The 23,000-nt window shown below is 70.2% G+C and carries 15 protein-coding genes; 2 read left to right on the top strand and 13 right to left on the bottom strand.

Translation table 11 applies throughout. The features are described 5' to 3' along the window. The 11 genes from QN315_RS13545 to QN315_RS13495 all read right to left on the bottom strand — a co-directional run bounded on the left by QN315_RS13545 (position 1) and on the right by QN315_RS13495 (position 17,197). Complete coding sequence (locus tag QN315_RS13545) at positions 1-1,479, bottom strand: diguanylate cyclase domain-containing protein (RefSeq protein WP_323989786.1); 1,479 nt, start codon at positions 1,477-1,479, stop codon at positions 1-3. A 182-nt stretch (positions 1,480-1,661) separates the two neighbouring features. Then, positions 1,662-3,329, bottom strand: coding sequence for a urocanate hydratase (locus tag QN315_RS13540; protein WP_323989785.1), 1,668 nt, complete (start codon positions 3,327-3,329; stop codon positions 1,662-1,664). Next, positions 3,326-4,453, bottom strand: a complete 1,128-nt coding sequence (locus QN315_RS13535) for a DUF917 family protein (RefSeq protein WP_323989784.1) — start codon at positions 4,451-4,453, stop codon at positions 3,326-3,328. The genes QN315_RS13540 and QN315_RS13535 overlap by 4 nt, the downstream gene beginning before the upstream one ends. Positions 4,454-4,475: 22 nt before the next feature. Then, a complete protein-coding gene (locus tag QN315_RS13530; protein ID WP_323989783.1) occupies positions 4,476-5,729 on the bottom strand; it encodes a Zn-dependent hydrolase in 1,254 nt (417 codons plus the stop codon). Further along, positions 5,726-7,078 (bottom strand): amidohydrolase family protein, encoded by a 1,353-nt coding sequence (locus QN315_RS13525; RefSeq protein WP_323989781.1) that lies wholly within the window; start codon positions 7,076-7,078, stop codon positions 5,726-5,728. The genes QN315_RS13530 and QN315_RS13525 overlap by 4 nt, the downstream gene beginning before the upstream one ends. Then, complete coding sequence (locus QN315_RS13520; protein ID WP_323989780.1) at positions 7,071-8,621, bottom strand: aromatic amino acid lyase; 1,551 nt, start codon at positions 8,619-8,621, stop codon at positions 7,071-7,073. Before QN315_RS13520 ends, QN315_RS13525 begins: the two co-directional genes overlap by 8 nt. Next, a complete protein-coding gene (locus QN315_RS13515; protein WP_323989779.1) occupies positions 8,618-9,976 on the bottom strand; it encodes an MFS transporter in 1,359 nt (452 codons plus the stop codon). The genes QN315_RS13520 and QN315_RS13515 overlap by 4 nt, the downstream gene beginning before the upstream one ends. Next, positions 9,976-12,396, bottom strand: a complete 2,421-nt coding sequence (locus tag QN315_RS13510; RefSeq protein WP_323989778.1) for a TonB-dependent receptor domain-containing protein — start codon at positions 12,394-12,396, stop codon at positions 9,976-9,978. The genes QN315_RS13515 and QN315_RS13510 overlap by 1 nt, the downstream gene beginning before the upstream one ends. A gap of 34 nt (positions 12,397-12,430) precedes the next feature. Then, the gene (locus tag QN315_RS13505) at positions 12,431-13,774 is read right to left on the bottom strand and encodes an MFS transporter (RefSeq protein ID WP_323989777.1); all 1,344 of its coding nucleotides are present in this window, start codon (positions 13,772-13,774) and stop codon (positions 12,431-12,433) included. Continuing rightward, positions 13,771-15,147: a LysR family transcriptional regulator gene (locus QN315_RS13500; protein ID WP_323989776.1), complete on the bottom strand. Its 1,377-nt coding sequence runs from the start codon at positions 15,145-15,147 to the stop codon at positions 13,771-13,773. The genes QN315_RS13505 and QN315_RS13500 overlap by 4 nt, the downstream gene beginning before the upstream one ends. Before the next feature lie 268 nt (positions 15,148-15,415). Further along, positions 15,416-17,197 carry a diguanylate cyclase gene (locus QN315_RS13495; protein WP_323989775.1) on the bottom strand — a complete coding sequence of 594 codons (1,782 nt, stop codon included), beginning with the start codon at positions 17,195-17,197 and terminating at the stop codon, positions 15,416-15,418. A gap of 250 nt (positions 17,198-17,447) precedes the next feature. Between QN315_RS13495 and QN315_RS13490 the strand changes: the two genes are divergently transcribed. Next, entirely contained in the window at positions 17,448-17,846 is a 399-nt protein-coding gene (locus tag QN315_RS13490; protein WP_323989774.1) for a hypothetical protein, read from the top strand. 70 nt (positions 17,847-17,916) lie between these two features. Continuing rightward, the gene (locus QN315_RS13485) at positions 17,917-20,211 is read left to right on the top strand and encodes a TonB-dependent receptor domain-containing protein (RefSeq protein WP_323989773.1); all 2,295 of its coding nucleotides are present in this window, start codon (positions 17,917-17,919) and stop codon (positions 20,209-20,211) included. Between the two features lie 46 nt (positions 20,212-20,257). Here QN315_RS13485 and QN315_RS13480 read toward each other — a convergent pair whose 3' ends face one another. Continuing rightward, positions 20,258-21,166 (bottom strand): copper resistance protein B, encoded by a 909-nt coding sequence (locus tag QN315_RS13480; protein WP_408904523.1) that lies wholly within the window; start codon positions 21,164-21,166, stop codon positions 20,258-20,260. Further along, entirely contained in the window at positions 21,163-22,959 is a 1,797-nt protein-coding gene (locus tag QN315_RS13475; RefSeq protein ID WP_323989772.1) for a copper resistance system multicopper oxidase, read from the bottom strand. The genes QN315_RS13480 and QN315_RS13475 overlap by 4 nt, the downstream gene beginning before the upstream one ends. Positions 22,960-23,000 lie beyond the last annotated feature (41 nt).

Genomic DNA, 23,000 nt, shown 5'->3' with positions numbered 1-23,000 from the left:
CTATTGCAGCATGATCATGGGCGGCGGCGGGACGGCATTGGCAGCGGGCGGCATGCCAAAGAGCGTGTAGCCGTTGCGGCCGGACGCCTTGGTCATGTAGAGCGCGATGTCGGCCTTGCGCATGAGATCGTCGGCGCCGGCGCTGCCGGGGTCGATCATGGCGGCGCCGATGCTGGCGGTGACCGACCGCGTGACCCCGGCGAAGCGGTAGGGCGCGCGCAGCGCGTCGGAGATGGAGGCGCAGAGATGGTCGCGTTCGGCCGGGGAGAAGGCCCCGGGGACGATCGCCGCGAATTCGTCGCCGCCGAAGCGGCCGACGCTGCCGTGCAGGCCCCCGACCAGTTCGCGCATCCTGGCGCCGAACGCCTTGAGGAATTCGTCGCCGGCCTGGTGTCCCAGGCCGTCATTGATGCTTTTGAAATCGTCGATGTCGATGAACAGCACGATGCCGGAATCATGCCGGGCGATCAGCGTGCCGAGCACCGTTTCGAACATCTGGCGGTTCATCGTGGCGGTCAGCGCGTCATGGGTCGCGGCATATTCGAGATTGGCCTTGAGCAGCAGCAGCCGGCTTGTGTAGCGGCGCTTCTCGCCCACCGCGTTGTTGATCGGCAGTACCACCAGCAGCAGCGAGAACAGATAGGGCTGCAGCATGTCCTCGCGCATCAGGTGGCCATCCGGCGACAGGCGGGCGATCGGTCCCAGGCCGTGCGCGGTCAGCGCCGAGGCGAGGATGGAGACGAAGAAGATCGCGGTGAAGACCCAGGCGGCCCGGGCATGGAAGGCCAGCATCGCCAATGCCGGATAGACGAACAGGAAGAGCGGCGAGCGGGCCCAGGCGAAGCTGAGGACCGCCAGCGCGGCGCAGAGCAGGAGCAGGGTCAGCGCGCCGGTGTCGACATGCGGGCGGGTGGCCGGCCGGCGCGGGGATGCGCGGACCAGATGCAGCACGGCCGGCGTGGCGAGCAGCAGGCCCAGCGCGTCGCAGAGCACCCATTGCACCCATTCATGGAGGGGAACCCCGGGGTCGTTCAGAAAGATCCGTTCGACCGTGACGCCCAGCGCGGCCTCGGCGGCGGCGGACAGCAGGGCGATGACGGTGAAGGCCGCGAAGCGGCGCGGGCGCATCAGATTGGTGACTGCGCCGCAGAAGCGCCGGGTGAACGGCGCGGCCAGCACAGCCTGCAGCACGTTGAGCATGCAGGCCAGCACGGATTCGGGCGGGGACAGGGCACTGAGCTGGTTGATGAGCAGGTTCGTGCACAGGCAGGCCGCGAGCACGGCCGCCGCGAGCGCCGGGCGCAGGGTGAGCAGGGCGACCAGCATGGCCGCGTTCGCCGACCAGAACGAGGAGTAGCCGGAATCGTCCGACAGCAGGAAACGCGTGGCCAGCGCGCAGAGCCCGAAGAGTGCGACGAGCAGGGCGGCCGTATCGATGCCCCGCCTGACTTCAGCCGACCGGCACGGTCTCCACCCCAACCAGCGCCCTCCCCCCAGAATGTATCGACGTGCCCCCGCACGGCCGATGGTGGTCCTTTCGACATGGTTGCCTTGAAACGGCCGCATAGACAAGGCACGACGCGCGTCGGCGCCCGCGCGTGGCGGGAGAGTATATCTTTGATTTTTCCAAACAGTGCCGGCGCGGGAGGCCGTGGCGGGCGCTATCCGCCCTGCCTGAGGTCCAGGTGGCGGATGCCCTGGCGCGCGGCCTCGTCCCGCGCCGCGTCGTATCCGGCATCGGCGTAGCGCATGACGCCGAGGCTGGTGTCGTTGGTAAGCGCCAGGCGCAGGCGTTCGTCCGCCTCGACCGAGCCGTCGGCGATGAGCGTGACGCCGGCGCTGGTCATGTAGCCGGCATAGCCGCCGCCGCCGGAATGGATCGCCACCAGGTCGGCCTGCGACGAGCAGGCGAGCATGGCGCAGAGCAGCGGCCAGTCGGCGATCGCGTCCGAGCCGTCCCGCATGTTTTCGGTCATGATGTTGGGGTGCGCCATGGCGCCCGCGTCCAGATGGTCGCGGGTGAAGGCCACGGGGCCGGACAGCGTGCCCTGGCGCACCATGCGGTTGACCGCGAGGCCGACCGTGGTGCGGGCCTGGTGGCCGAGCCAGGCGATGCGCGCGGGCAGGCCCTCGACCGGGATATGGTCGCGCGCCAGCGTGATCCAGTTGACCACCGAGGGGTCGTCGGCAAAGGTTTCAAGCAGGTAATCGTCGATCCGGCGGATGTCGCCGGGATCGTTGGACAAGGCGATCCAGCGGAACGGTCCGATCGCCCGGGCGAACAGGGGGCGCAGATAGGCCTCGGTGAAGATCGGGATGTCGAAGGCGTCCTCGATCCCGGCCTTTTGCGCCTGGGTGCGGATCAGGTTGCCGTTGTCGAACACGACGGCGCCCGCGGCGCGGAAATCGAGCATGGCGCGGACGTGCCGGGCGATCGAGGCCAGCGACAGGGCCGCCAGGCGGTCGGGGTCGCTGTCGCGCAGCGCCCGGGCCTGCGCCAGGGTCAGGCCGGCCGGGATATAGCCGTGGACCAGGTCGTGGGCCGAGGTCTGGTCGGTCACGATGTCCGGGACGATCCCGCGCGCCAGGATCTGCGGGAAGATGTCGGCGGCGTTGCCGGGCAGGCCGATCGAGCAGGCCTGCCCCCGCGCCTGCGCCGCGGCGGCCAGCGCCAGCGCGTCGTCGAGGGTTTCGGCGCGGTGCTGGAGATAGCCGCTGTCGATCCGTCTGGCGATGCGCGCGGGGTCGATCTCGACGCAGAGGATGACCGCCCCGGCCAGACGCCCGGCCAGCGGCTGCGCCCCGCCCATGCCGCCCAGCCCGGAGGTCAGGATCAGCCGTCCGGCCAGGGTGCCGTCGAAATGGCGGTCGGCGATGCGGCGGAAGATTTCGTACGTGCCCTGGATGACGCCCTGCGAGCCGATATATTGCCAGTCGCCGGCGGTCAGCCCGCCCCAGCAGATCAGGCCCTGTTTTTCGAGCCGGTAGAATTCCTCGGCCCTGGCCCATTGGCCGACCATGTTGCAGTTGGCCATCACCACGATCGGGGCGCGGGAATGGGTCTTGACCAGGCCGATCGGCTTGCCGGACTGCACGATCAGGGTCTCGTCCTCGTCCATCGTCGTGAGCGCGCGCACGATGGCGTCGTGCGCGGGCCAGTCGCGCGCCGCCTTGCCCAGGGCGGCGTAGACCACGAGATTGTCCGGGTCCTCGGCGACCGACAGGACGTTTTCCAGCAGGCGGAGCAATCCTTCCTGCCGCCAGCCGCGACAGCGCAGGTTGGTGCCGGAGGCCAGGCCGAAATGGCGATGGGTCATGGGATGGGTCATGGAGCGTCCCCTTGTGTCGGCATGGACGGCGCGGCCGGCGCCAGCGCGTAGGTCGCCAGGTCGATGCCCAGGGCGCGTTCGACCGGCGGGTAGACGGCGGGATCGAGGACCGAGGAGGAGAGCGGGAATTTCGTCCTGTCCACATGCAGGACGAGCAGTTCCATGCCCTCGGCGATTTCGCCGACGCTGAGCGGGTAGCCGTCGGGCGCCAGCGTGGTGATGATGTCGGGGAAGGAGGCGCGGCGCGTGCCGCCGGCGTCGTCGACCGCCATGTATTCGTTCATGACGTGCAGGGTCAGCGCGGAATCGCCCCGGCCGACCGTGATCGTGCCGACATCGAAGGCGTCGGACGTGTAGGTGACGGATTTGCGGCTCACCCGGCCCCGGGCCAGGATCGTGCCGTCCAGCACCCGGACGATCGTGTCGACGACCGCGTGGCCGCCTTTTGCCCGGGCGGCGAGCACGGCCTCGCCCAGCGCGAGGGCGCGGGAGATGCCGCCGGCGGCGGCGTGGCGTTTCACGTACCGGGCCGGGAGCGGATTGCGGCAGGAGGCGATGAAGCCGCCCGACATGTCGGACGCGGTGCGCAGGATCGGCGAGATGCGGGCGGTGGCGCCCCTGGCGACCATCTCGATATAGGCGTTGCGCGCGCGGTTGCCGCCCACGGCCGCCTGGATCATGGTTTCGGGCGAGTTGGCCATGCCGATCGATCCCATGTCGCCGGTCGGGTGGGCGCGCATGTCGCCCACCGCGTCGACCACCTTGGTGCCGAGGATCGCGCCGGGCAGCCAGGCGTTCAGCGTGCTGGACTTGCCGTTCTGGCCGATCATCAGCCCGTAGATGGGGGCGCCCAGTTCCTGCTGCACCAGGCGCACGGCGTTGACGTAATCGACGCCCAGCATCTGCCAGTCGGTGGTGCCGGCCGGCGCGCCGATCGCGGCGGCGGTGGCGATGATGGCGTCGTCGGCGATTTCGTCGAGGGCCACGAGCTCCGGCCGGCCGGCATTGACCGCCGCCGTGCCGAGCATGCGCCCGTGCTCGACCCAGCCGCCGCCGCCGCAGGCGAAGATCGACCCGCCGCATATCGCGGATTCGACGTCCTTTTCGACCAGAATTCTGCCCATGACGGGTATCCCTTTCGTGCGGTTACGGCCCGCGGTCGCAGGCCAGCATGGTATCGGCGAGCACGCGCGCGCCCCGCGCGGCGTCGTCGGGCGCGCACCATTCCGCCGGGTCGTGGCTGCGCCCGTCGCGGCAGGGCACGAAGATCATCGCCGCGGGGGCGAGGCGCGCGACGAAGGCGGCGTCGTGCCCGGCGCCGGAGACCATTGCGCAATGCGCGAGGCCCAGCCCGTCGGCGGCGGCGGCGATGCGCGCGGCGAGCGCCGGGTCGCACGCGACCGGGTGGCTGTCCGACAGGATGGTGAACGCCGCGAGGCGCGCCCGCGCCCGGTCCGCCGCGCGGTCGCAGGCGGCGCGCAGGGCGTCGAGCAGCGTCTGGAGCACCGGCCGGTGCGAGACGCGGATATCGACCACCAGCCGGGCCGCGCGCGGCACGACATTCGCGGCGTTGGGCGCGATATCGACCACGCCGCAGGTCGCCGTGACATGGCCGCTTCCCGACGCGGCCAGCGCGCCGGCCCGTTCGGAGACGAAGCCGATGATCGCGGCGGCGGCCACCGCGGCGTCCTGCCTGTGGTCCATCGGGGTGGTGCCGGCGTGGTCGGCGCGGCCGGCGAAGCGGATTTCGACCCGGGTCACGCCGGCAATGGCCTGGACCACGCCGATCGGCCGCCCCGCCCGTTCGAGCACCGTGCCCTGTTCGATATGGAGTTCGAGGAAGGCGCGGATATCGTCGCGGCGCGGGCCGTCGAGGCGCGCCGGATCGCCGCCCATACGGGCGATGGCGTCGGCCAGGCTTTCGCCCCACGGCGCGACCAGGGCGCGCTGTCCGGCGGAGAGCGCGCCGGACAGGCCGCGGCTGCCGATGCAGGACAGGCCGAATTCGCTGGGTTCCTCGGCCAGGAAATCGACCACTTCGAGATCGTGATCGAGGGCCAGGCCGGACTCCGCCAGGGCCCGGGCGGCCTCGAGCGCCGCCAGGACGCCGAGCATGCCGTCGAACCGCCCGCCGTCGGGGACCGAGTCCGAGTGCGAGCCGGCCATGAGCGTGCCCGCCCCCGGCCGCGTGCCGGCGCGGCGGCCGATCAGGTTGCCGGCATCGTCGATGCGGCAATCCAGGCCGGCCTGGGCGAAGCGCGCGCGCAGCCAGTCGCGGCCGGCCAGGAACCGGTCCGAGAAGGAGCGGCGCGTATAGGGGCGCGCCGGGTCGGTGATCGCGGCGAGGGCCATGAGGTCGTCCCACAGCCGGCCGGGCCTGACGCAGGCCGAGGGGATCATGGCTGGTCCGGCGTGACGAAGCGGCCATGGCCGGGTTCGGCCGTGACCTGCGTGCCGTCGAAGACGCATTCGCCGCGCAGCCAGGTGGCGGCGATGCGCCAGTCGAGCGGCCGGCCGGCATAGGGGCTCCAGCCCGCGATGCTGTGGGGGCTGGCCCGGGGGTCGTAGGTCCAGTCCTGGCGCCGGGCGATGGCGATGTCGGCGTCGCGCCCCGGGGCCAGCGCGCCCTTGCGGCCGGCGATGCGGAACAGGCGCGCGGGATTTTCGGCCAGCAGGCGGGCGGCCAGCGACAGAGGCAGGGACCGGCGGGAGAGTTCGGTCAGGAAGAGCGGGTAGAGCAGTTCGAGCGACGGCGCGCCGGAGGCGTTGTCGAGCATGGCGGGGGCGGATTTGCGCGACTGGCTCCAGGACACGTGGTCGGTGGAGACGATTGTCACGTTGCCGGCGGCCAGGTGGGCCCAGAGTCCCTCGACCTCGGCCCGGGGGCGGATCGGCGGATTGACCTTGCCCCGGCCGCCCAGCCGCGCGACGTCGTTTTCCTCGTCGAGGACCAGGTAGTGGATGCAGGCCTCGGCAGTGGTGTCGAAGCCCTGCTGGCGGTAGGCGGCGCAGAGCGCGTAGCCGCGCGCGACCGAGCAATGGACGACATGGGCCGAGCAGCCGGTCGCCGCCGCGGTTTCGTAGATCTGTGCCATGGCCAGGGTTTCGCTGAGCGGCGGGCGGGACAGGCCGTGGGCGCGCCAGTCGGTGATGCCGGCGCGGGCCACCGCATCGAGGCGCGCGCGCACCATGGCGTCGTCCTCGTTATGCACGCCGGCGATCAGGCCGGTTTGGGCCACTGCCTCGAAACACCGTGCCAGCAGGTCGGCCGGGATGCGCGGGAAGCGTTCGGGATCGGTGCCGAAGGTGGAGAATTTGAAGCCGCAGGCGCCGGCCCGGGCCATGTCGGAAATATGGGCCGGACCGTCGTCCGGCGCGATCGTGCCCCACAGGGCGAAATCGACGCGGGCCTGTCCGGCGGCCTCGGCGGCCTTCTGCCGCAGCCGGTCGGCGGTGCAGACCAGGAAGCCCGCATCGTAGGGCATGTCCGCGATGGTGGTGATGCCGCCCGCCGCCGCGGCGCGGGTGGTCCAGAGAAAATCCTCCTGCCCCTGCTGCGAGCGGGAATGGACCTGCGCGTCGATGCCGCCGGGGAGGATCAGGTCCGGGCCGTACTCCACGACCCGGCGGGCGGCGGGGGCCGGGCCCTGGCCGAGCCGCGCGATGCGGCCGGAGTCGATCGCCACCCAGCCGTCCGGGAGGAGGGCGGTCGGGGTGACGATGGTGCCCATCAGGAGCAGGTCATGCATCCTCATGCGTCCTTTCGGCGATGGGCGCCGGCGCGGGGTCGGGGTGGCGGAATTCGGGGGCGGGGTCGGCCGCCAGCCGCCCGGCGACGGCCGCCAGCGCGGTTTCGGCGCGGGCGACCGCGTCGGCCACCGCGCCGCCATCGTCGAGCCAGGGCGTGTCGCAGGCGAGCCGGGCCATGATCTCGCCCGCCAGGCCGCCGGGGGTTGCGCCGGACAGGCGGACCGCCTGCCGGGCGGCCATGGCCTCCAGCGCCACGAGCGGGTGGAGCAGCGTGCATTGCAGGCGCAGCGCGCGGGCGATGGAGGGCAGATAGCTGGCTTCGTCCTCGAACCCGTTGGCGACCGGCACCTGGTAGAGCGAGGCGGGGGTGGATTCGCGCAGGATGGCGGTGGACAGGTCGGCGGCGAGCTTGGTCGCCGCGCCGAACGCCACCTGCCGCCCCGGATCGAAGGTCAGGTTGCGCGGCAGGCCGGACAGGTCCTCGCGGCACAGGGCGAGGATGCGGCCGAGCACGCCGCGGACGTAATGGCACAGCGCCAGGACCAGGGCCTGGGCGTCCAGCGCCAGGGTCAGGGGCAGCGAGGCGCCCGAGGTCATCGCCCGGCCGTCCAGCAGGATGGGATTGTCGTCGCATCGGGCGAGGCCGTGCGCCAGCGCGATTTCGACCCGGTCGAGCGTTGCCAGGAAGGCGCCGCCGATCTGGGGCATGCAGCGGAAGCTGAGCGGGTCCTGCAGGTTGCGGCGCGGCGTCCAGCCGCCGGGCGGGTTGATGCGCTGCAGGAAGCGCGCGATGCGGATTTCCGCCGCCATGCCGGTACGGCGCGCGGCCTCCCACGGGATGCCGAAGGCGCCGAAGCCGGCGCAGGACAGGCTGTAGACGCCCAGCAGCAGGGGCAGGCGGGCGCGCAGCTCGGCCGCCACCAGGGCGACGCCCGCCACGCCCACCGCGTTGCTGGACAGGACCGACATCATGTCCTTGGGCCCCGGGGACATCGGTGCCAGATTGTGGCGGCGCAGCAGGATGCGCACGGCCATGGGCGCGCCGCCCTCGGGCCCCAGGGCCTGGCCTTCGCCCATCAGGGCCGCGCCGACATGGCCCATCAGCCCGACATCGGCGCAGCCGATGGAGCCGTATTCCGGCACGATCGGCGTGATGCCCGCGTTCAGCAGGTCGCGCAGCCCGTGGGCGAGGCCCGGGCTGGCGCCGGTATGGCCGCCCAGCAGGGCGTTGAGCCGGGCCGCCATCGCCGCGCGCACCACCCGGACCGGCAGCGCCGCGCCGACGCCCAGGCAATGCGACTGCGCGAGGCGCAGCGCGTAGTTCGGCCGGTCCTCGGGCGCCACCGGATTGTCCTTGAAGGCGCCGACCATGCTGGTGGTGCCGTAGACGCCGTCGCCGCGCGCCAGAGCGGCCTCGAGCACCGCCTGGCCGGCGGCGAGGCGCGCCATGCCCGCGTCGGACAGCAGCACGGGCGCCCCGTCGGCAATGGCGACGAGGCCGGGCAGCGGCAGGTCCTCGCCCGTCAGTACCACGCTGGTCACGCCCCGTGCCTCCGCTGTGTCGTCATGGCCATTCTTTCATCGCCGGAGGTGTGCGCGGGTATGCTTTCGGCAGCATGACCCATAGGGATTTCCAGCCCCGCGCCGGCGAAAGCCGGGGCGGCCAGGCCCAGCAGGGCGGGTATCGCCGCCGCCGCGACATAGAGCGCCGGGGCGGCGATGCCGTGGATGCCCGTGCCCAGCGCCGCCAGCACGGCCGGGGCGAAGCCGCCGAACACCGACGTCGCGGCGTTGTAGGACAGCGCGATGCCGGTCGCGCGGACCGGCGCGGGGAACAGTCCCGCGATGCCGAGCGGCGCCGCCCCGACGAAGAGCGCGACCAGCCCGCAGAGCCCGGCCGCGACCGCCGCCATCGTCGCCGGGTCGTGCCGGTGGCCGAGCACGCCCATCATCGCCGAGGGCAGCACGGCCAGCAGGATCGCGCCCGCGACGAGCACGCGCCGCGCCCCCAGCCGGTCGGCGAGCCTGCCGGCCGCGAGCGCGCCCAGGACCAGGGCGACATTGCCGAGCAGATAGGCCACGTAGCTGGCATGGGGCGACGCGCCGAGCGCCGTCTGGGCGTAGAGCGGGAAGAAGATGACCAGCGCATAGGGGGCCGCCGCCCAGAGCACCGAGAGGCCGAACGCGGCGGCCAGGGCGCCGCGATGCCGGCCCGCCAGGGCGCGGAGGACGGCGAGGCCGTGATGGTGCGCGCGGTCGTGGCGGGGGACGGATAGCGGAGGCGCGGCCGGCGCGGCGCGGCGCAGGACCATGCCGATGGGGACGATGGCCAGCCCGATGCAGAACGGCACCCGCCAGCCCCAATGCGCCATCTGGTCGTGATCGAGGAATGTGGTCAGCGTCGCCGCGACGGCAGCGCCGAGCATGTTGGACAGGCCCATCGTCGCCTGCAGGAAGGAGGCGGAGAGGCCGCGCCGGCCCGGACGGGCCCGTTCGGCCAGGAAGGCGGCGGCGCCGCCGATTTCGCCGCCGGCGGAGAGGCCCTGGAGGATGCGCGCGGCGCAGAGGATGACGATGGACATCCGCCCGGCGGCCGCATAGGGCGGATCGAGCACGATCATGCCCGTGCCCGCGCCCATCAGCAGGCAGGTCAGCAGCAGGGCGGGGCCGCGCCCGCGCCGGTCCGCGTACAGCCCGATGAGCAGCGCGCCCAGCGGGCGGGCGACGGCGCCGAGCCCGAAGACCAGCAGGCTTTGCGCCAGGCGGGAAAAATCATCCGCGGCCCGGAAGATGGATGCCGCGATATAGGGCGCGAACAGCGCGTAGACCGCGAAATCGTACCATTCCAGAAGATTGCCGACGCAGGCGGAAAATATCAAAAACCCCGAGCGGCGCATCAGAAATTCGCGCTGATCGTGCCGAAGAACTGGCGCGGCGCCCCCATCAGGAAATAATTATATCCCGTATTGACGAAATTGTTTCCGAGTTCGTTGGTGGTGGCGATGTAGGTCTTGTTGGCGAGGTTGTAGATGTTGAAGCTGGCGGTGACCCCGCGCAGCACGCCGGCATCGCCGAAATTGTAGCGCATGCCGAAATTGGCCAGGAAATAGCCGGGAACATGCAGGTCGTTGGTGTAGGTGAGCTGGCGGCTGGAGATGTAGTTGCCGTCGACATGCACGTCGAACTTGCGCCACTGGTACGTGATGTTTCCCTTGTACATATAGGACGGATAGTTCGGCACCAGCTTGCCGCGGGTGGGTTCGATACCCGACGCGGTGACGACGTCCTGGTCGTAGGTCGAGTGGGCGTAGGAGAAGGAATTATAGAGCGACAGGCCCGGAAGCGGGCGGATCGTCATGCTGGCCTCGGCGCCGTTGGTGGTGACGCCGCCCACGTTCTGCACCGCCGTGATGGGGTTGATGCCGGCCTGGCTGGTGATGAGCTGCAGCCGGTTGGAGAAATTCACGCGGTAGAGCGAGGCGAGCGCGCTGAGGAACGGACTGGTGTAGCGGTAGCCGCCTTCGTACACCCAGTCGGTTTCGGGGCGCAGGGTGTTCCTGGTTTTCTGGAACGCGGCCTGCGACGCGGTCCAGGGGGTGGCGGACACGTTGGTGCCGTACCCGTCCTGGGGGAAGGCGCGCATATTGTGCGACACGTCGAAGAACAGTTCGTGATGCGGCAGGAAATGCCAGTTGGCCGAGACCTGCGGCAGGAAGGCGTTGGAGGCCGTGAGGTCGCCCTGGGCGACGAGGCCGCCATTGAGGGCCGCGTCCTGCACCGGCACCCGGTTGCCGGCCCAGACGGCCATGGATTTGAAGCCGGCATTCACGGTGAGTTGCCTGGTGACCGTGAACGTGTCCTGCAGGTGGAAGACGAAGCTGTTGGACGTGAAGACTTCCTGCCAGGCATTGGCGAAGATCTGGTCGGCGGGGAAGCCGTCGGTCGGGTTGCCCAATGTCCCCTGCCCCAGCAGCGGCGCCTGGGTGAAATAGCGGCCTTCGGTGAAGCGTCCATATTCGTACCACACGCCGGCATTGAGCTTGTGGCGCGCGAGCGTCCAGGTCGCGGCGCTTTCGAACCCGCCGCGGGCGATGCCCGGCGTCTGGATGCGTTGCGACAGCGGCGCGCCGTTCGGCGAGGGCATGTAGGGCGTGGACCAGGTGCTGTAGCCGGAATCGCCATGGCCGTAGAGCGTGGTCTTCCAGTTCAGGTCGGAGGTCAGGTTTTCGTCCAGCGTAAGGCCGCCGAGATAATCCACCCGGTTGGCGGTGCCCGCGTAATAGGCGGCGTCGAACGGGTCGTTCGTGGCGAGGAACGCCCGCGGATAGTGGCCGAGGGCGGCCTGGTACGCGGCCGTGTAGTCGGGATAGTAGTTCGCGAGGTTCGGACCGACCGTGCGCAGGTAATTGGGGGTCATGTCCTGGTAGTCGAATTGCTGGATCGAACTCCAGTCGAAGAACAGCTTGAGCGACGAGTCGCGCGGCAGCGGCTGCACCAGCTTGGCGTTCACCTGGTTGGAATAATCGTAGCCGTGGCCCTTCCACAGATCCATGTCGGTACGGGCATAGGCGACGAAGAAGCGGGTGCCGGACGGGTTGAGATCGCCGCTGTCCAGGCGCACGAAGGTGCGCGTGGCGGCGTTGCTGCCGAAGGTCTGGCCGACCGTGCCGCCGCGCGTGTGCGACGGGTCGATGGAATGGATCTGGATGGCGCCGCCGAGATTGCTGGTGGAGGCGACGTCGATCGCGCCCGCGCCCTGGGAGACGTCGACGCCGCTGACATTGTCGGAAATGATGGCGCGCGTGACGGAGAGGCCGTTGTAATTGTTGAATTGCTGATCGCCGAGCGGGATGTCGTCCAGCGTGAAGCCGAGCTGGCTCTGGTTGAAGCCGCGCATGAAGAGCTGGCTGGAATATTCGTAGGCGCCGAACGGATCGGCGGATTGGTAGAGCACGCCCGGCAACTGGCTGAGCACCTTGAGGGGCGAGGTGCCGGGTACGCTCTGCCGCATCATCGTGCGGGTGACGCTGGTCATCTGCCGGGTCGAGCCATGGCCGAACACAGCGATGGATTCGGCCTGTGGCGCGGGTTGGGCGGCGGGCGTCGCGCGCGCGCCGCGCGGCGGGTGGGGGACGCGGTGGGCGGGATGGGCCAGAGCCGGATGGGCCAGAGCGGGATGAGCTGGGGCGGGATGGGCCGGCGCGGGTCGCGCCGGGGCGGCCGCGGCCGCGCGGTCCGGGCCGGCCAGCATGGCGGCCGGAACGATCGCCAGACCGGCCAGGACGGTCGAGAGCGAGAGGGCCAGTCGTGACTTCATACGATCAATCCTTGTTATTTCAGAACATGTCTTGTCAGGCGTGGGTGACGAAGGGCCGCCGCGCCGCGTCGCGGGCGGCCACGTCGCCGTCGCGCAGTCCGAACTGGTAGATCGCGGCGCAGGCGACGCCGACCAGGCCGGCGACGATCAGCGACGGTGCGAAGGAGCCGAACCGGTCGGCCAGCATGCCGGTGATCGCGGGCGCCAGCGCGCCGCCCAGCGAGCCGCCGGTATTCTGGATGGCTTCGAGCGTCGCGACGCGGTGTTCGGCGACGATGATCGTGCCCAGCGTCCAGCCGCAGGTCATGGCGAGGCCGCCGGCGAACAGGGCCAGCGCCATGAGCGCGACCGAGACCGCGAGCCCGGCATGGACCGCCGCCAGGACGGTCGCGGCCGATGCCGCCAGCATGGCCCAGACCAGCGGCCGGCGGCTGGCATCCAGCGGCCGCATGCCGCGCGCGGCCAGGTGGTCGGAGAGCGCGCCGCCCGAGACGCAGCCCGCGAAGCCGAAGAATTGCGGCAGGGCGGACAGCATGTCGGCCCTGCCGGCGGTGAGGTGATGGACGGTCTGCAGCCAGGCGGGCATCCAGGTGGCGTAGAGCCAGGTCAGGTAGATCACGCCGACATAGCCGGCCGCCACGACCCAGGTCGCGCGCTGGCGCAGCAGCACGCCGAGATCATCGCGCAGCACCGCCGCCGGCGCGGCGGGCGGTTCGTGATCCGGCACGGCCAGCGCCTGCCGGTCGGCGGCGGAAAGCCGCATGTCGGCGGGATCGCGATAATGGAGCATCCAGGCCGCCGCGAGGACGAGGCTGACGCTGCCGACGGCGACCGACATGCCCCGCCAGCCCCACAGCAGCATGACGGACACCAGCGCGGGGGGCGCGAGCGCCGGGCCGAGCGCCGCCGAGCCGTTGAACAGGCCGATCGGGCCGCCGCGTTCCTGCGGGCGGAACCAGCGGACGAGGGCGCGCGTACCGGCGAGGAACAGCGGGGCCTCGCCCAGGCCGAGGAAGGCGCGGCATACGAACAGGCCCGGTATACCACCGACCAGGCCGAAGGCGATCTGCGCGCAGGACCACAGCACCAGGCTGGCGCCCAGCAGGCGCCTGGCATCCAGCCGGTCGGCGACCAGGCCGGCCGGAATCTGGCAGACCAGATAGGCCCAGGCGAAGACCGACAGCAGCCAGCCCATGCCGGTATAGGACATATGCATGTCGGCCATGATCGTGGTGCCGCCGACCGAGAGGGCGGCGCGATCGACATAGCTGATGCATCCGGCGGCCATCAGCAGCGCCACCGTGGCGTTCCGGCGGCGGCGCAGGCGTGGGGGCAGCAGGCGGGACGCCGGAGGCGCGGCGGGGAAGGACGGGGTCATGCCACGATTCCGGCCACGGTCCGGGCCACGCCGCCGCCGGCCCGCCGGGCGTCGGGCTGGACACGCCGCCGGGCCTGGATGTCCAGCAGGCTGTCGCGCAGGCGCTCGATGCTGGCCATGTTGGCGTGGTCCTTCTTCCAGATCAGGCGGGTGGTCATGCGATAGCGCCGGGGCAGCGGCAGGGCATCGACCTCATGCGCGCGGAAGGAGCCCGCGGGCATCAGCGCGCAGCACGTGCCGTCCACCACCAGGCGGAGCATCAGCGAGACGGACTGGGTTTCGATCATCGCGGCGGGGGTGATGGCCTCGTGGTCCAGGAACTGGTCCGTCAGATAGCGCAGGCCGGTGCCGAAAGCGGGCACGGCCAGGACGCCGGCGGCGATGACCGCGCGCGCGCCGCCCCGCGCGGGGGCCGCGCGGTCCCGCCCGGAGACGAGAAACAGCGCGGAGCTTTCCAGGTCGATATGATCGAGGCAGGGCGGGATGTCGACCAGGTCGGTCAGGCCGGCGTCGTACTCCGCGCGGAGCAGGCCGTCGACCAGGGTGGGGGCCGCGATCGTGGAGATGACGAGCGTGGGCTGATAGCGGCGGTCCCGCCAGAAGCGGACGAGATTCGCCAGCAGGATCGTCAGGGAGCTGTCGCTGCTGGACGGCATCATGGAAGCGAGGCGCAGACTGCGGAACTGGCGGAAATAGCTGAGCGTCTCGTCCCGCATGATCCGGCGGTAGGTCCGGTCGGCACGCCGGCAGCCTTGCAGCAGCGCGCGGGCGGCGGCGGTGGGACGCACGCCGTGCGCGGAGCGGTCCAGCAGCGCGGCGCCGAGGATGGATTCCAGCCTGCGCACCTGCCGCGTGAGCGTCGGCTGGGTGAGCGAGAGCTTGCGCGCCGCGCCGGCGATGCTGCCCACCTCGCACACCGTGAGGAAATAGCCGATCATCCGCAGCGTGAGCGTGGTGTCCAGCAGGGTGCGCAGCGCGGCGGCGGAGGGAGCCGGGCCGTCGAAGGGGCCGTCAGGGACGGTGTCCGAGAGGGTGTCTGGGAATGTGTTCGGGAGACCGGGGCCGGATGGTGTGTCCGCCATGGGTTGGGGTACGGGCTGGTCTCGCTCGGCCGGCTTCGGGTCGACCAGGGTGAGGCACCAATGGAGGAGGGTGACCGACGCGCGATAGAGGCTCTGCCCGTGGGCGGTGGGGACGATCGCGGCGTGGCGCCGCCGCGGGTTGCGCGACAGGAGCGGCGCCGCCATCGCCTGTTCGAGCGCCGCGACGGCGTGATTGACGGTTGAGGACCCGACGCCCAGCGCCTCGGCCGCGCCGGCGGCCGAGCCCGTGTCGATCAGCGCGACCAGATAGATGAGCGCCGGCAGTTCCATCGTCGATCGGGCCTCGGTTGGAGCGTGCGATTCCGGAGAGGGGCCGTCCCGCCGCCGGATTTTCACCGTGTAAATTTGTTAATTTATATAATTACAAATTAATTTGAGATTTTGCAAATAAATCCGATCCCAGATGGGTATCAGAGCGGGTAGGTCTCGGCATCGCAACAAAAAAGCGCATCGGGGCATAGCCCGTGCATCAGAAAGCATGGAACGGGCCCGGGTTGCCGCGGGGAGAGAGCCGGCGGGAGCCGGGGCCGGTCGCGGTTCAGGCGATCGAGATGCGGTTGCGCCCGGCCTCCTTGGCGCGATAGAGCTGGGTGTCGGCGTCCTTGAGCAGGCTGTCCCACCCCCCGTTTCGCAGGGTGCCCCTGGCGAGGCCGAAGCTGGCGCTGACGCGCAGCGTGGCGTCGGTTCCGGGAAGGGTGATGGCGGTGCGTTCGATCGCCGCCTTGAGCATCTGCGCGACCCGCGTCGCGGCGTCGAGGTCGTCGGTCATCAGCAGGATGGCGAATTCCTCGCCGCCGAAGCGGACGAGGATGTCGTCGGCGCGGAGCCAGGATTTCAGCAGGCCGGCGAAATGACGGAGGACTTCGTCGCCGGCGGCGTGGCCGTGCCGGTCGTTGATCCGCTTGAAATGGTCGATATCCACCAGCATCAGGCACGCGCCGCGCTTGTCGGCGCCGCGGGCCCTGGCGCGGACGAACCGGTCGAGCACGCGGCGGTTCCACAGGCCGGTCAGGGGATCGCGCTCGGCTTCGCGCTGCAGGATCGCGGTGCGTTCCTCGCGCTCGCGCAGGCTGTCGCGCAGCCAGGACAGGGCTTCGGAGAGCCGGTGCATCTCGTGCGACGGGCCGAGCGGCGGCAGCGGGGCCTGGCTGCCGTGTTCGGCGAGGTCGATGATGATGGCGCGGGCGACCAGGAGCGGGCGCAGCACCGAGACGCGAATGGTGCGGAGCAGGCTGCCGAGGACCAGCAGGGAGGCGAATGTCGCGATGCTGATCCAGGCCAGGTGGGTCAGGGCCTGTTGCCGCCGGATTTCGAAATGCCGGGCGATCTGGTCGATGAAGACGGCGCTGAGATGTTCGATCGAATTCATGGTCGCCACGTAGCGGCGCGTGAGATCCCGGGCGTCGATCGTGTATTGCCCCGATTGCCGCCCTTCGGCGATCACCCGGTCGAGCAGGGCGAGGCCGCTGCCGAAATAATCCGTCTGGATCGTATCGAGGAGCGCCGGCGCGGCCGCGCTGTCGGCGAACAGGCCCCGCTGCGCCAGCAGCAGGCGCCGGAGTTCGAGGACGCGGCCGCGCGCGCTGTCGCTGTCGGCGAGATCGCCGACGGGGATCGGCTGGCGCGCGATGACCGGCGCGATGATGTGGGACACGGTCCGGCCGGCATAGTCGCGCAGATCGACGATCATCGCGCCGACCGTCTCGTAGGCCGTCAGTTGATGGCTGCCGCCGGCGGAGGTGGCGATTGCGATCACGATCGCGTCCTGGAACGCGTCGCGGGCGGCGATCATCCCCAGGACGGCCTGCTGGACGCCCTGCGTGGTGCGGGCGCCGGGCGGAAGGGCGGCGATATGGTCGACGTCGCGCCGGGCGGATCGGAGCCGTGCCGCGGCACGGCGGAACAGGGCCGCCGGAGGCAGGCGGACCCGGCCATCGCCTGTGACGCCCCCCGTGGCATCCCCTGGGGCGTCTCCGCCGGCGGGCAGGGGCGGCGCCGCGAGGCGGGCCATGGCCTGGTCGGTGGCGTGCCGGGCATCCTGCAGTGCCTGGCGCGCGGCGGCCTGGTCGTCCGGAGGGGTGGACATCAGGATGTTGGCCGGCGCGCGCTCGTGGGAGATCAGGATGGCGGTGTCGAGGACCTGCCGGAAATATCGGATGTCCGCCGCGTCGCGGCTGGTCTGCCGGTAGACGCCGTAGGCGGGGAGGATCAGCGCGACCGCGAAGCCGAGCACACAGAAGCCGACGACGAGGCTGGCATGCCAGATCTTCCGCTCCAGTCCTGTCTGGTTTCGGTCCGTTGCCTCCTGCCGCTTGGTCATGAAATTGTGGTATCCAATCGAGCGTTTATCATAACTGTCTTAATTCATATGTGACTTGCAAATTAAATAAATTATTCAATGACGTAATATATTGTGGTTTATGGTCCTGATTTGAATAATTACTTTTCCAATTCGTACCTTCGGGGGAGAGCCCGCCGGGGGTCGCGGCGGCGTGAGCATACTATCCTCCTGCGTGGCCGCCTGCATGGCCCCCTGGTCATTTTCCGGTAAAATTTGTAAAGCCGCCGTCATGACCGGGCTGACACACAGGGCGAGGCGATGGGCGGCGTTGTGGCCGCTGGTCCTGCTTGCCGTGGTCGCGCGCCTGACCCTGGGCGGGCTGGCGGTGCCGCAGGCGGTGCTGGACGACCCGTCCGCACACCTGGCGGGCCTGGTCGTGCTGTGTGACGGCGTGCTTGACCAGGACCATGCGGGCCGGGATACGGCGCATCATCACCCGGCGGGTGACGATGGGCTGATGCTGCTGGCCGACGCGCTGGACATGCCGGCCCTGGGGGGAAGCCTGGCCGGCGTCGGGCTGCCGCACCGCCGGCCGGCCGGCATGGCCTGGATGTTTCCGCCGGTGCGCGGGCCGCCGTTCCGCCAGCGTTCGCCGCTTTGCCCGCAAGGGCCCCCTGCCCTGACCTGAACAGACATTCCGCGATCCGCGCGCCGCCCGGCGCGTGGCGATTCATGCTGTTTTTTCAGGTTTATCCATCATGACCGACATTTTTCCATCCGTGCGCCGCGCGCTGGGCGCGGCGGCCGGTGCTGCCGTGCTGGCCTGCGGCCACGCCGCCATGGCCCAGATTGCCGCGACGCCGCCATCCCCCCGCCCGGTGCCGCGGCCCGAGCGGATTACCGTGACCGGCGTGGCGCGCGCCCCGGCCACCGCGACGCCGGCGGGGCAGACCACGTACGGCGCCGGGCGGAGCAGCTTTGCCGGGCAGGCCGCCCAGACGGTGGCGGACATGCTGGTCACCGTGCCCGGCGTCAGCTTCGTTGCCGGCAACGGGCCGCGCGACGTCGTGGTGTCGATCCGCGGGTCGGGGGATCGGCAATCCTATGGCCTGAAGAACATCCAGGTGCTGGAGGACGGGTTTCCGATGACCCAGCCCGACGGCACGGCGCGGTCCGACCTGATCGATCCGCATGCCTATGACAGGGTCGACGTGTTCCAAGGGCCGGCCTCGACGCTGTATGGCAATTATGCGATCAATGGCGCGATCGATTTCCGCACCCGCGACGGCGCCGACATCCATGGGCTGGAGCTGGGGTCGGATTTCGGCAGTTTCGGCATGATCAACACTTACGTCACGCTGGGCGCCGGCAACCGGGCCTATGACCTGATGGTCTTCGGCAGCGACGTGCGGAGCAACGGGTTCATCGCCAATAGCGGTTATGCGACCGCGACGGAGAATGCGCGGCTGCGCGTCAGCCTGACGCCGTCGGACCGGCTGGTCCTGAAATTCGTCAATAACGTGACGGATGCCTTCCTTCCGTTGCGGCTGTCGCTGGACCAGTATCGCCGGAATCCCTATCAGGCGGGATGCGCGGATGCCGCGCAGGCGGCGGCGGGATGCGCGACGGTCAATCTGCTGGTGAATGGCCGTTATGGCGCGACGCGAGCGCTGAGCCCCCAGCAGGCCGGGCTGGGCCGGTTCGACCGGCGCAGCATCGTGGGGTTGCGCTGGGAGCATGATATCGACAGCCGGACGACCTGGCGCACGCAATTCACCTATGACCAGCGGCATGTCGACCAGCCGACCTCGGTCACCAGTTTCGTCGGCCCGTACAATTCCTATGCGGTCAGCAGCGACATCACGAATCGCGGGCGGATCGACGCCACGAACCTGACCAGCTTTGCAGGGGTGAATTTCGATTATCTGGATTTCGGCTACCAGGTCTATAACCTGACGCCGGAAGGCGGGGCGACGCGGGGGGCGCTGAACAGTACCGCCTATGGCCATCAATGGAATCTGGGCGCGCGGTTCCAGGAGGATTGGCAGTTCGCGCCGCGCTGGCATGCCGTCATCGGGCTGGGGGGCACCTATTCCGACCTGGGGGCGGTGGAAACGCTGTATAGTTACAGCGCGCGCGGGCAGGCCCGGACCTGGGTTACCGCCGACCGATTTTTCTTCAACCTGGCGCCCGAGGCGGCGCTGGTCTATGCGCCCGCTTCGGACTGGACGGTGCATACGCGCGTCGGCACGGCCTATGCGACGCCGGCGACGTCGAACCTGTTCGTGACCCCGCAGGGCACGTACGGCAACAACACACAGTTGAAGAGCACCACCAGCGTCGGGATCGATCTGGGCACCGACTGGCATCCGTCGCGGGCATTACGCCTGCAGGCAACGGGGTTTTACGAATTCTACCATGACGAGCTGGTCAGCCAGTCGGCCGGGGTGAACAGTGTCGGGTCTTATGCATTCAACGCGCCGGCGACGCAGCATCGGGGTGTCGAGCTGGGGGCGGAGTGGACGCCGCTGCGCAGGACCTTGCCGGGCGCGCGGGTCAGGCTGAGCTATACTTACGACAACCAGATCTATACGCGTTATACCGAAATCCTGTCCAACAGCGCGCTGTCGCGCGCCTTCGACCGGTCGGGGCGGAATATTCCCGGTGTAATCCCGAATTTCCTGAATGTGCGGGTGCTGTACGACCAGCCGGACGGGCTGCTGGAGGGGCTGGGCGGTTCTGTCGAGGTGACGTGGCGCAGCGCGTACTGGCTGGACAATGCCAACCGGCTGCGCGCACCGGGCTATGGGCTGGTCAATCTGGAGCTGCATTACGACCCGCCCCGCCGCATGGGCTGGGCGCACCGGCTGCATGGCTATGTCGAGGTGCAAAACCTGGCCGATGCGACCTATGTCGCGGGGGCGGCCAATATCACCGACGTGCTGCAGGCCAACGGGCGGCAGGCCGGGGCCGCCGTGCTGGCGACCCGGACCGGGTCGATCTATGCCGGGTCGCCGCGCGCCGTCTTCGGCGGGGTGCGGATACGGTTCTGAGATTCGCTCGGGTGGCGGCCTGGTTCGGGAGACCGCTCCCTGGCCGTCAGAACCACATCCGGATGCCGAAGGTGACGCCGAGCGTGTGCGCCCCCTGCCCTTTTTCGTGGGAGAAGCGGGCGGACCGGCCGAAGAGATCGTGATAGGCCACGCCCAGATAGGGCGCGAACTTGCGGTGCCATTCGTAGCGGAGCCTGAGCCCGGTATCGAGGTCGGACAGGCCGGCGCCCGTGCCGCGGGCGCGGTCGGCGGCGGAATAGGCGTTGAGTTCGGCCTGGGGTTGCAGGATCAGCCGGTTGGTCAGCAGCAGATCGTATGATCCCTGCACGCGGCCGGCGACGCCGTGGTCGCCGACATAGGCGGTGGCCTCCAACTGGAAGAAATAGAGCGCCAGGCCTTCGACGCCGAATGCGCCCCAGGCGCGGGCGGGGCCGTCGTCGATGTCGAGCCGGATGCCGGATTGCGCGTCGAAATAGCGGGTGACGGCGCGGTCATAGAGCAGTTCGTGGTCGCCGTCGCCGAACCGGCCGCCGGGGCCGAGCGTGCCCTCGGATTTCAGCCAGAGCTTGTCGTAATCGGTGCCGAACCAGGCCTGGCCGTCATAGCGGAACTGGCCGCCCCGGGCGCCGGCGCGGGCCTCGAACTGGTCGAGCAGCGCGTGCAGGTAGGTGTTGTGGTCCATGACCGGAGGCATGCCGCCGACATAGGTGATCGCAGGGGGGATGGGGGTCGGGGTTGGGGCCAGGGTTGGGGCCGGCGTGGCGGCCGGGCCGTCCGTCATGCCCGGCATGGCATCCATGCCGGGCATCGCGTCCATGCCTTTCGCGTCCATGCCGGGCATTGGCATGCCGGGCATGGGCGCCATGGCCTGGGCGCGGGCCGGGTGGGGCGTGGCGGAGAGGGTGGCGAGGAGCGCGGCCGTGCCGGCGGCGGCCCGGAGGGAAGCGTGGGTCATGCCACCACCACGGTGCGGAACATGCCGACCTCCATGTGGTAGAGCAGGTGGCAGTGATAGGCCCATAGGCCGGGCACGTCGGCCGTGACCAGGTAGCTGAGCCGTTCGCCGGGCTTGACGGTGACGGTGTGCTTGTAGGGCCGGTGGGCGCCCTGGCCGTTTTCCAGCTCGCTCCAGAGTCCGTGCAGGTGGATCGGGTGTTCCATCATCGTGTCGTTGACCAGCACGAAGCGCACGCGTTCGCCCAGGCCCAGGCGGATCGGCGGGGCCTCGGAGAATTTGCGGCCGTCGAAGCCCCAGATGAAGCGTTCCATATTGCCGGTCAGATGCAGGGTGATGTCGCGGGCGGGCGGGCGCGGATCGGTGCCCGGGCACGTGGCGCGCAGATCGGCATAGGTGAGGACGCGCCGGCCGTTGCCCGCGAGCCCGTCGCCGGGTTCGGCGAGGCGGCCGGCGGGCATGGGGGCGACGCTTTGGACTTCGACGCCCGGACGCGGCGATGTGGCGGATCCCGGCGTGGAGCCCGGGGGCGCGGGCATTGCCATGGGGGGCGTGTGCGCGCGGGGCATCGCCATGCCCGTGCCCATGCCCATGCCCATGTCCATCCCCATGTCCGTCATCGTGCGCATCGGGCGCGGGTCCATCGGCGGGATCGGGGCGGACTGGCCGGGGGCGGTGGCCAGGGTGCCGCGGGCGAAGCCGGTGCGGTCCTCGGACTGGGCGAAGATGGTGAAGGGACCGGGCCGGTCCGGGCAGACCAGCACGTCGTAGGTTTCCGCCGGGGCGATGCGGAATTCGTCGACCGGCACCGGGTCGACGTCATTGCCGTCGGCCTGGACGACCGTCATCGCGAGGCCGGGGATGCGGACGTCGAACAGGGTCATGGACGCGGCGTTGATGACCCGCAGCCGGATGCATTCGCCGGGCCGGAACAGGCCGGTCCAGTTGGCGCCGGGGGGCCGGCCGTTCAGCAGGTAGGTGTAGATGATGCCCGAGACGTCTGAAATATCGGTGGGCGCCATGTTCATCCGCCCCCAGGCAAGCCGGTCGCGCAGGGTGGCGCCCAGCCCCTGCCGCGCGGTATCGCGCAGGAACGTGCCCAGGGTGCGCTGGCGGAAATTATAATAGTCGCTCTGGAATTTCAGGTTGGAGACGATGTCCGCCGGATCGACGTCGGTCCAGTCGGACAGCAGCAGCACGTAGTCGCGGTCGGCGGGAGGGATGTCGGCGCGCGGCGCGGCGCCGTCCGGCGGATCGATGACGAGGGCGCCGGAAAGGCCCGCCTGTTCCTGGAAGCCGGAATGGCTGTGATACCAGTAGGTGCCGCTCTGCCGGACCGGGAAGCGGTAGGTGAAGCTGTCGCCCGGCGCGATGCCGCCGAAGCTGAGGCCCGGCACGCCGTCCATCGCGGCGGGCAGGCGGATGCCGTGCCAGTGAATCGATGTGGGAACCGCGAGCCGGTTGGTGACGGTGAGGTTGACGCTGTCGCCCTGGCGCCAGCGCAGGGTGGGCGCGGGCATCGTGCCGTTGATGCCGGTGGCCAGCGCGCGGCGGCCGGTGATGGCCACCGGGACCTGTTCGACCGCCAGGGCGAAGCGGGTGCCGGACAGGGTGGGCACCTGATCCGGCAAGAGGCTTGGCGGGGAGCCTGGCGGTGGGGCGGGCGGGAGGATGGCCGAGGCGAGGGCGCGCGCCGGGCGGGCGGCGGAGAGCGCCGCGCCGCAGGCCCCGCCCCCGAGGACGAAACGGCGGCGCCCGACGGCGCCCCGTCCCGCGCGGGAAGGGATGATCATGATGATCGGTCCGCGAAAGGAGAGGAACGCGGCCGTCCGGC

This window comes from Nguyenibacter sp. L1, assembly GCF_035199985.1.
Taxonomy (GTDB): Bacteria; Pseudomonadota; Alphaproteobacteria; order Acetobacterales; family Acetobacteraceae; genus Gluconacetobacter; species Gluconacetobacter vanlangensis.
The sequence above is the reverse complement of the archived record's forward strand: the minus strand, read 5'-3'. Positions and strand labels throughout refer to the sequence as shown.

Bases quoted from the DNA above. Each gene is read 5' to 3' on its own strand.
- QN315_RS13505 (WP_323989777.1), bottom strand. From the start codon at position 13,774: ATGACCCCGTCCTTCCCCGCCGCGCCTCCGGCGTCCCGCCTGCTGCCC.
- QN315_RS13515 (WP_323989779.1), bottom strand. From the start codon at position 9,976: ATGCGCCGCTCGGGGTTTTTGATATTTTCCGCCTGCGTCGGCAATCTT.
- QN315_RS13535 (WP_323989784.1), bottom strand. From the start codon at position 4,453: ATGGGCAGAATTCTGGTCGAAAAGGACGTCGAATCCGCGATATGCGGC.
- QN315_RS13495 (WP_323989775.1), bottom strand. From the start codon at position 17,197: ATGACCAAGCGGCAGGAGGCAACGGACCGAAACCAGACAGGACTGGAG.
- QN315_RS13490 (WP_323989774.1), top strand. From the start codon at position 17,448: ATGACCGGGCTGACACACAGGGCGAGGCGATGGGCGGCGTTGTGGCCG.
- QN315_RS13475 (WP_323989772.1), bottom strand. From the start codon at position 22,959: ATGATCATCCCTTCCCGCGCGGGACGGGGCGCCGTCGGGCGCCGCCGT.
- QN315_RS13530 (WP_323989783.1), bottom strand. From the start codon at position 5,729: ATGATCCCCTCGGCCTGCGTCAGGCCCGGCCGGCTGTGGGACGACCTC.
- QN315_RS13540 (WP_323989785.1), bottom strand. From the start codon at position 3,329: ATGACCCATCCCATGACCCATCGCCATTTCGGCCTGGCCTCCGGCACC.
- QN315_RS13485 (WP_323989773.1), top strand. From the start codon at position 17,917: ATGACCGACATTTTTCCATCCGTGCGCCGCGCGCTGGGCGCGGCGGCC.
- QN315_RS13525 (WP_323989781.1), bottom strand. From the start codon at position 7,078: ATGCATGACCTGCTCCTGATGGGCACCATCGTCACCCCGACCGCCCTC.
- QN315_RS13480 (WP_408904523.1), bottom strand. From the start codon at position 21,166: ATGACCCACGCTTCCCTCCGGGCCGCCGCCGGCACGGCCGCGCTCCTC.
- QN315_RS13500 (WP_323989776.1), bottom strand. From the start codon at position 15,147: ATGGAACTGCCGGCGCTCATCTATCTGGTCGCGCTGATCGACACGGGC.
- QN315_RS13510 (WP_323989778.1), bottom strand. From the start codon at position 12,396: ATGAAGTCACGACTGGCCCTCTCGCTCTCGACCGTCCTGGCCGGTCTG.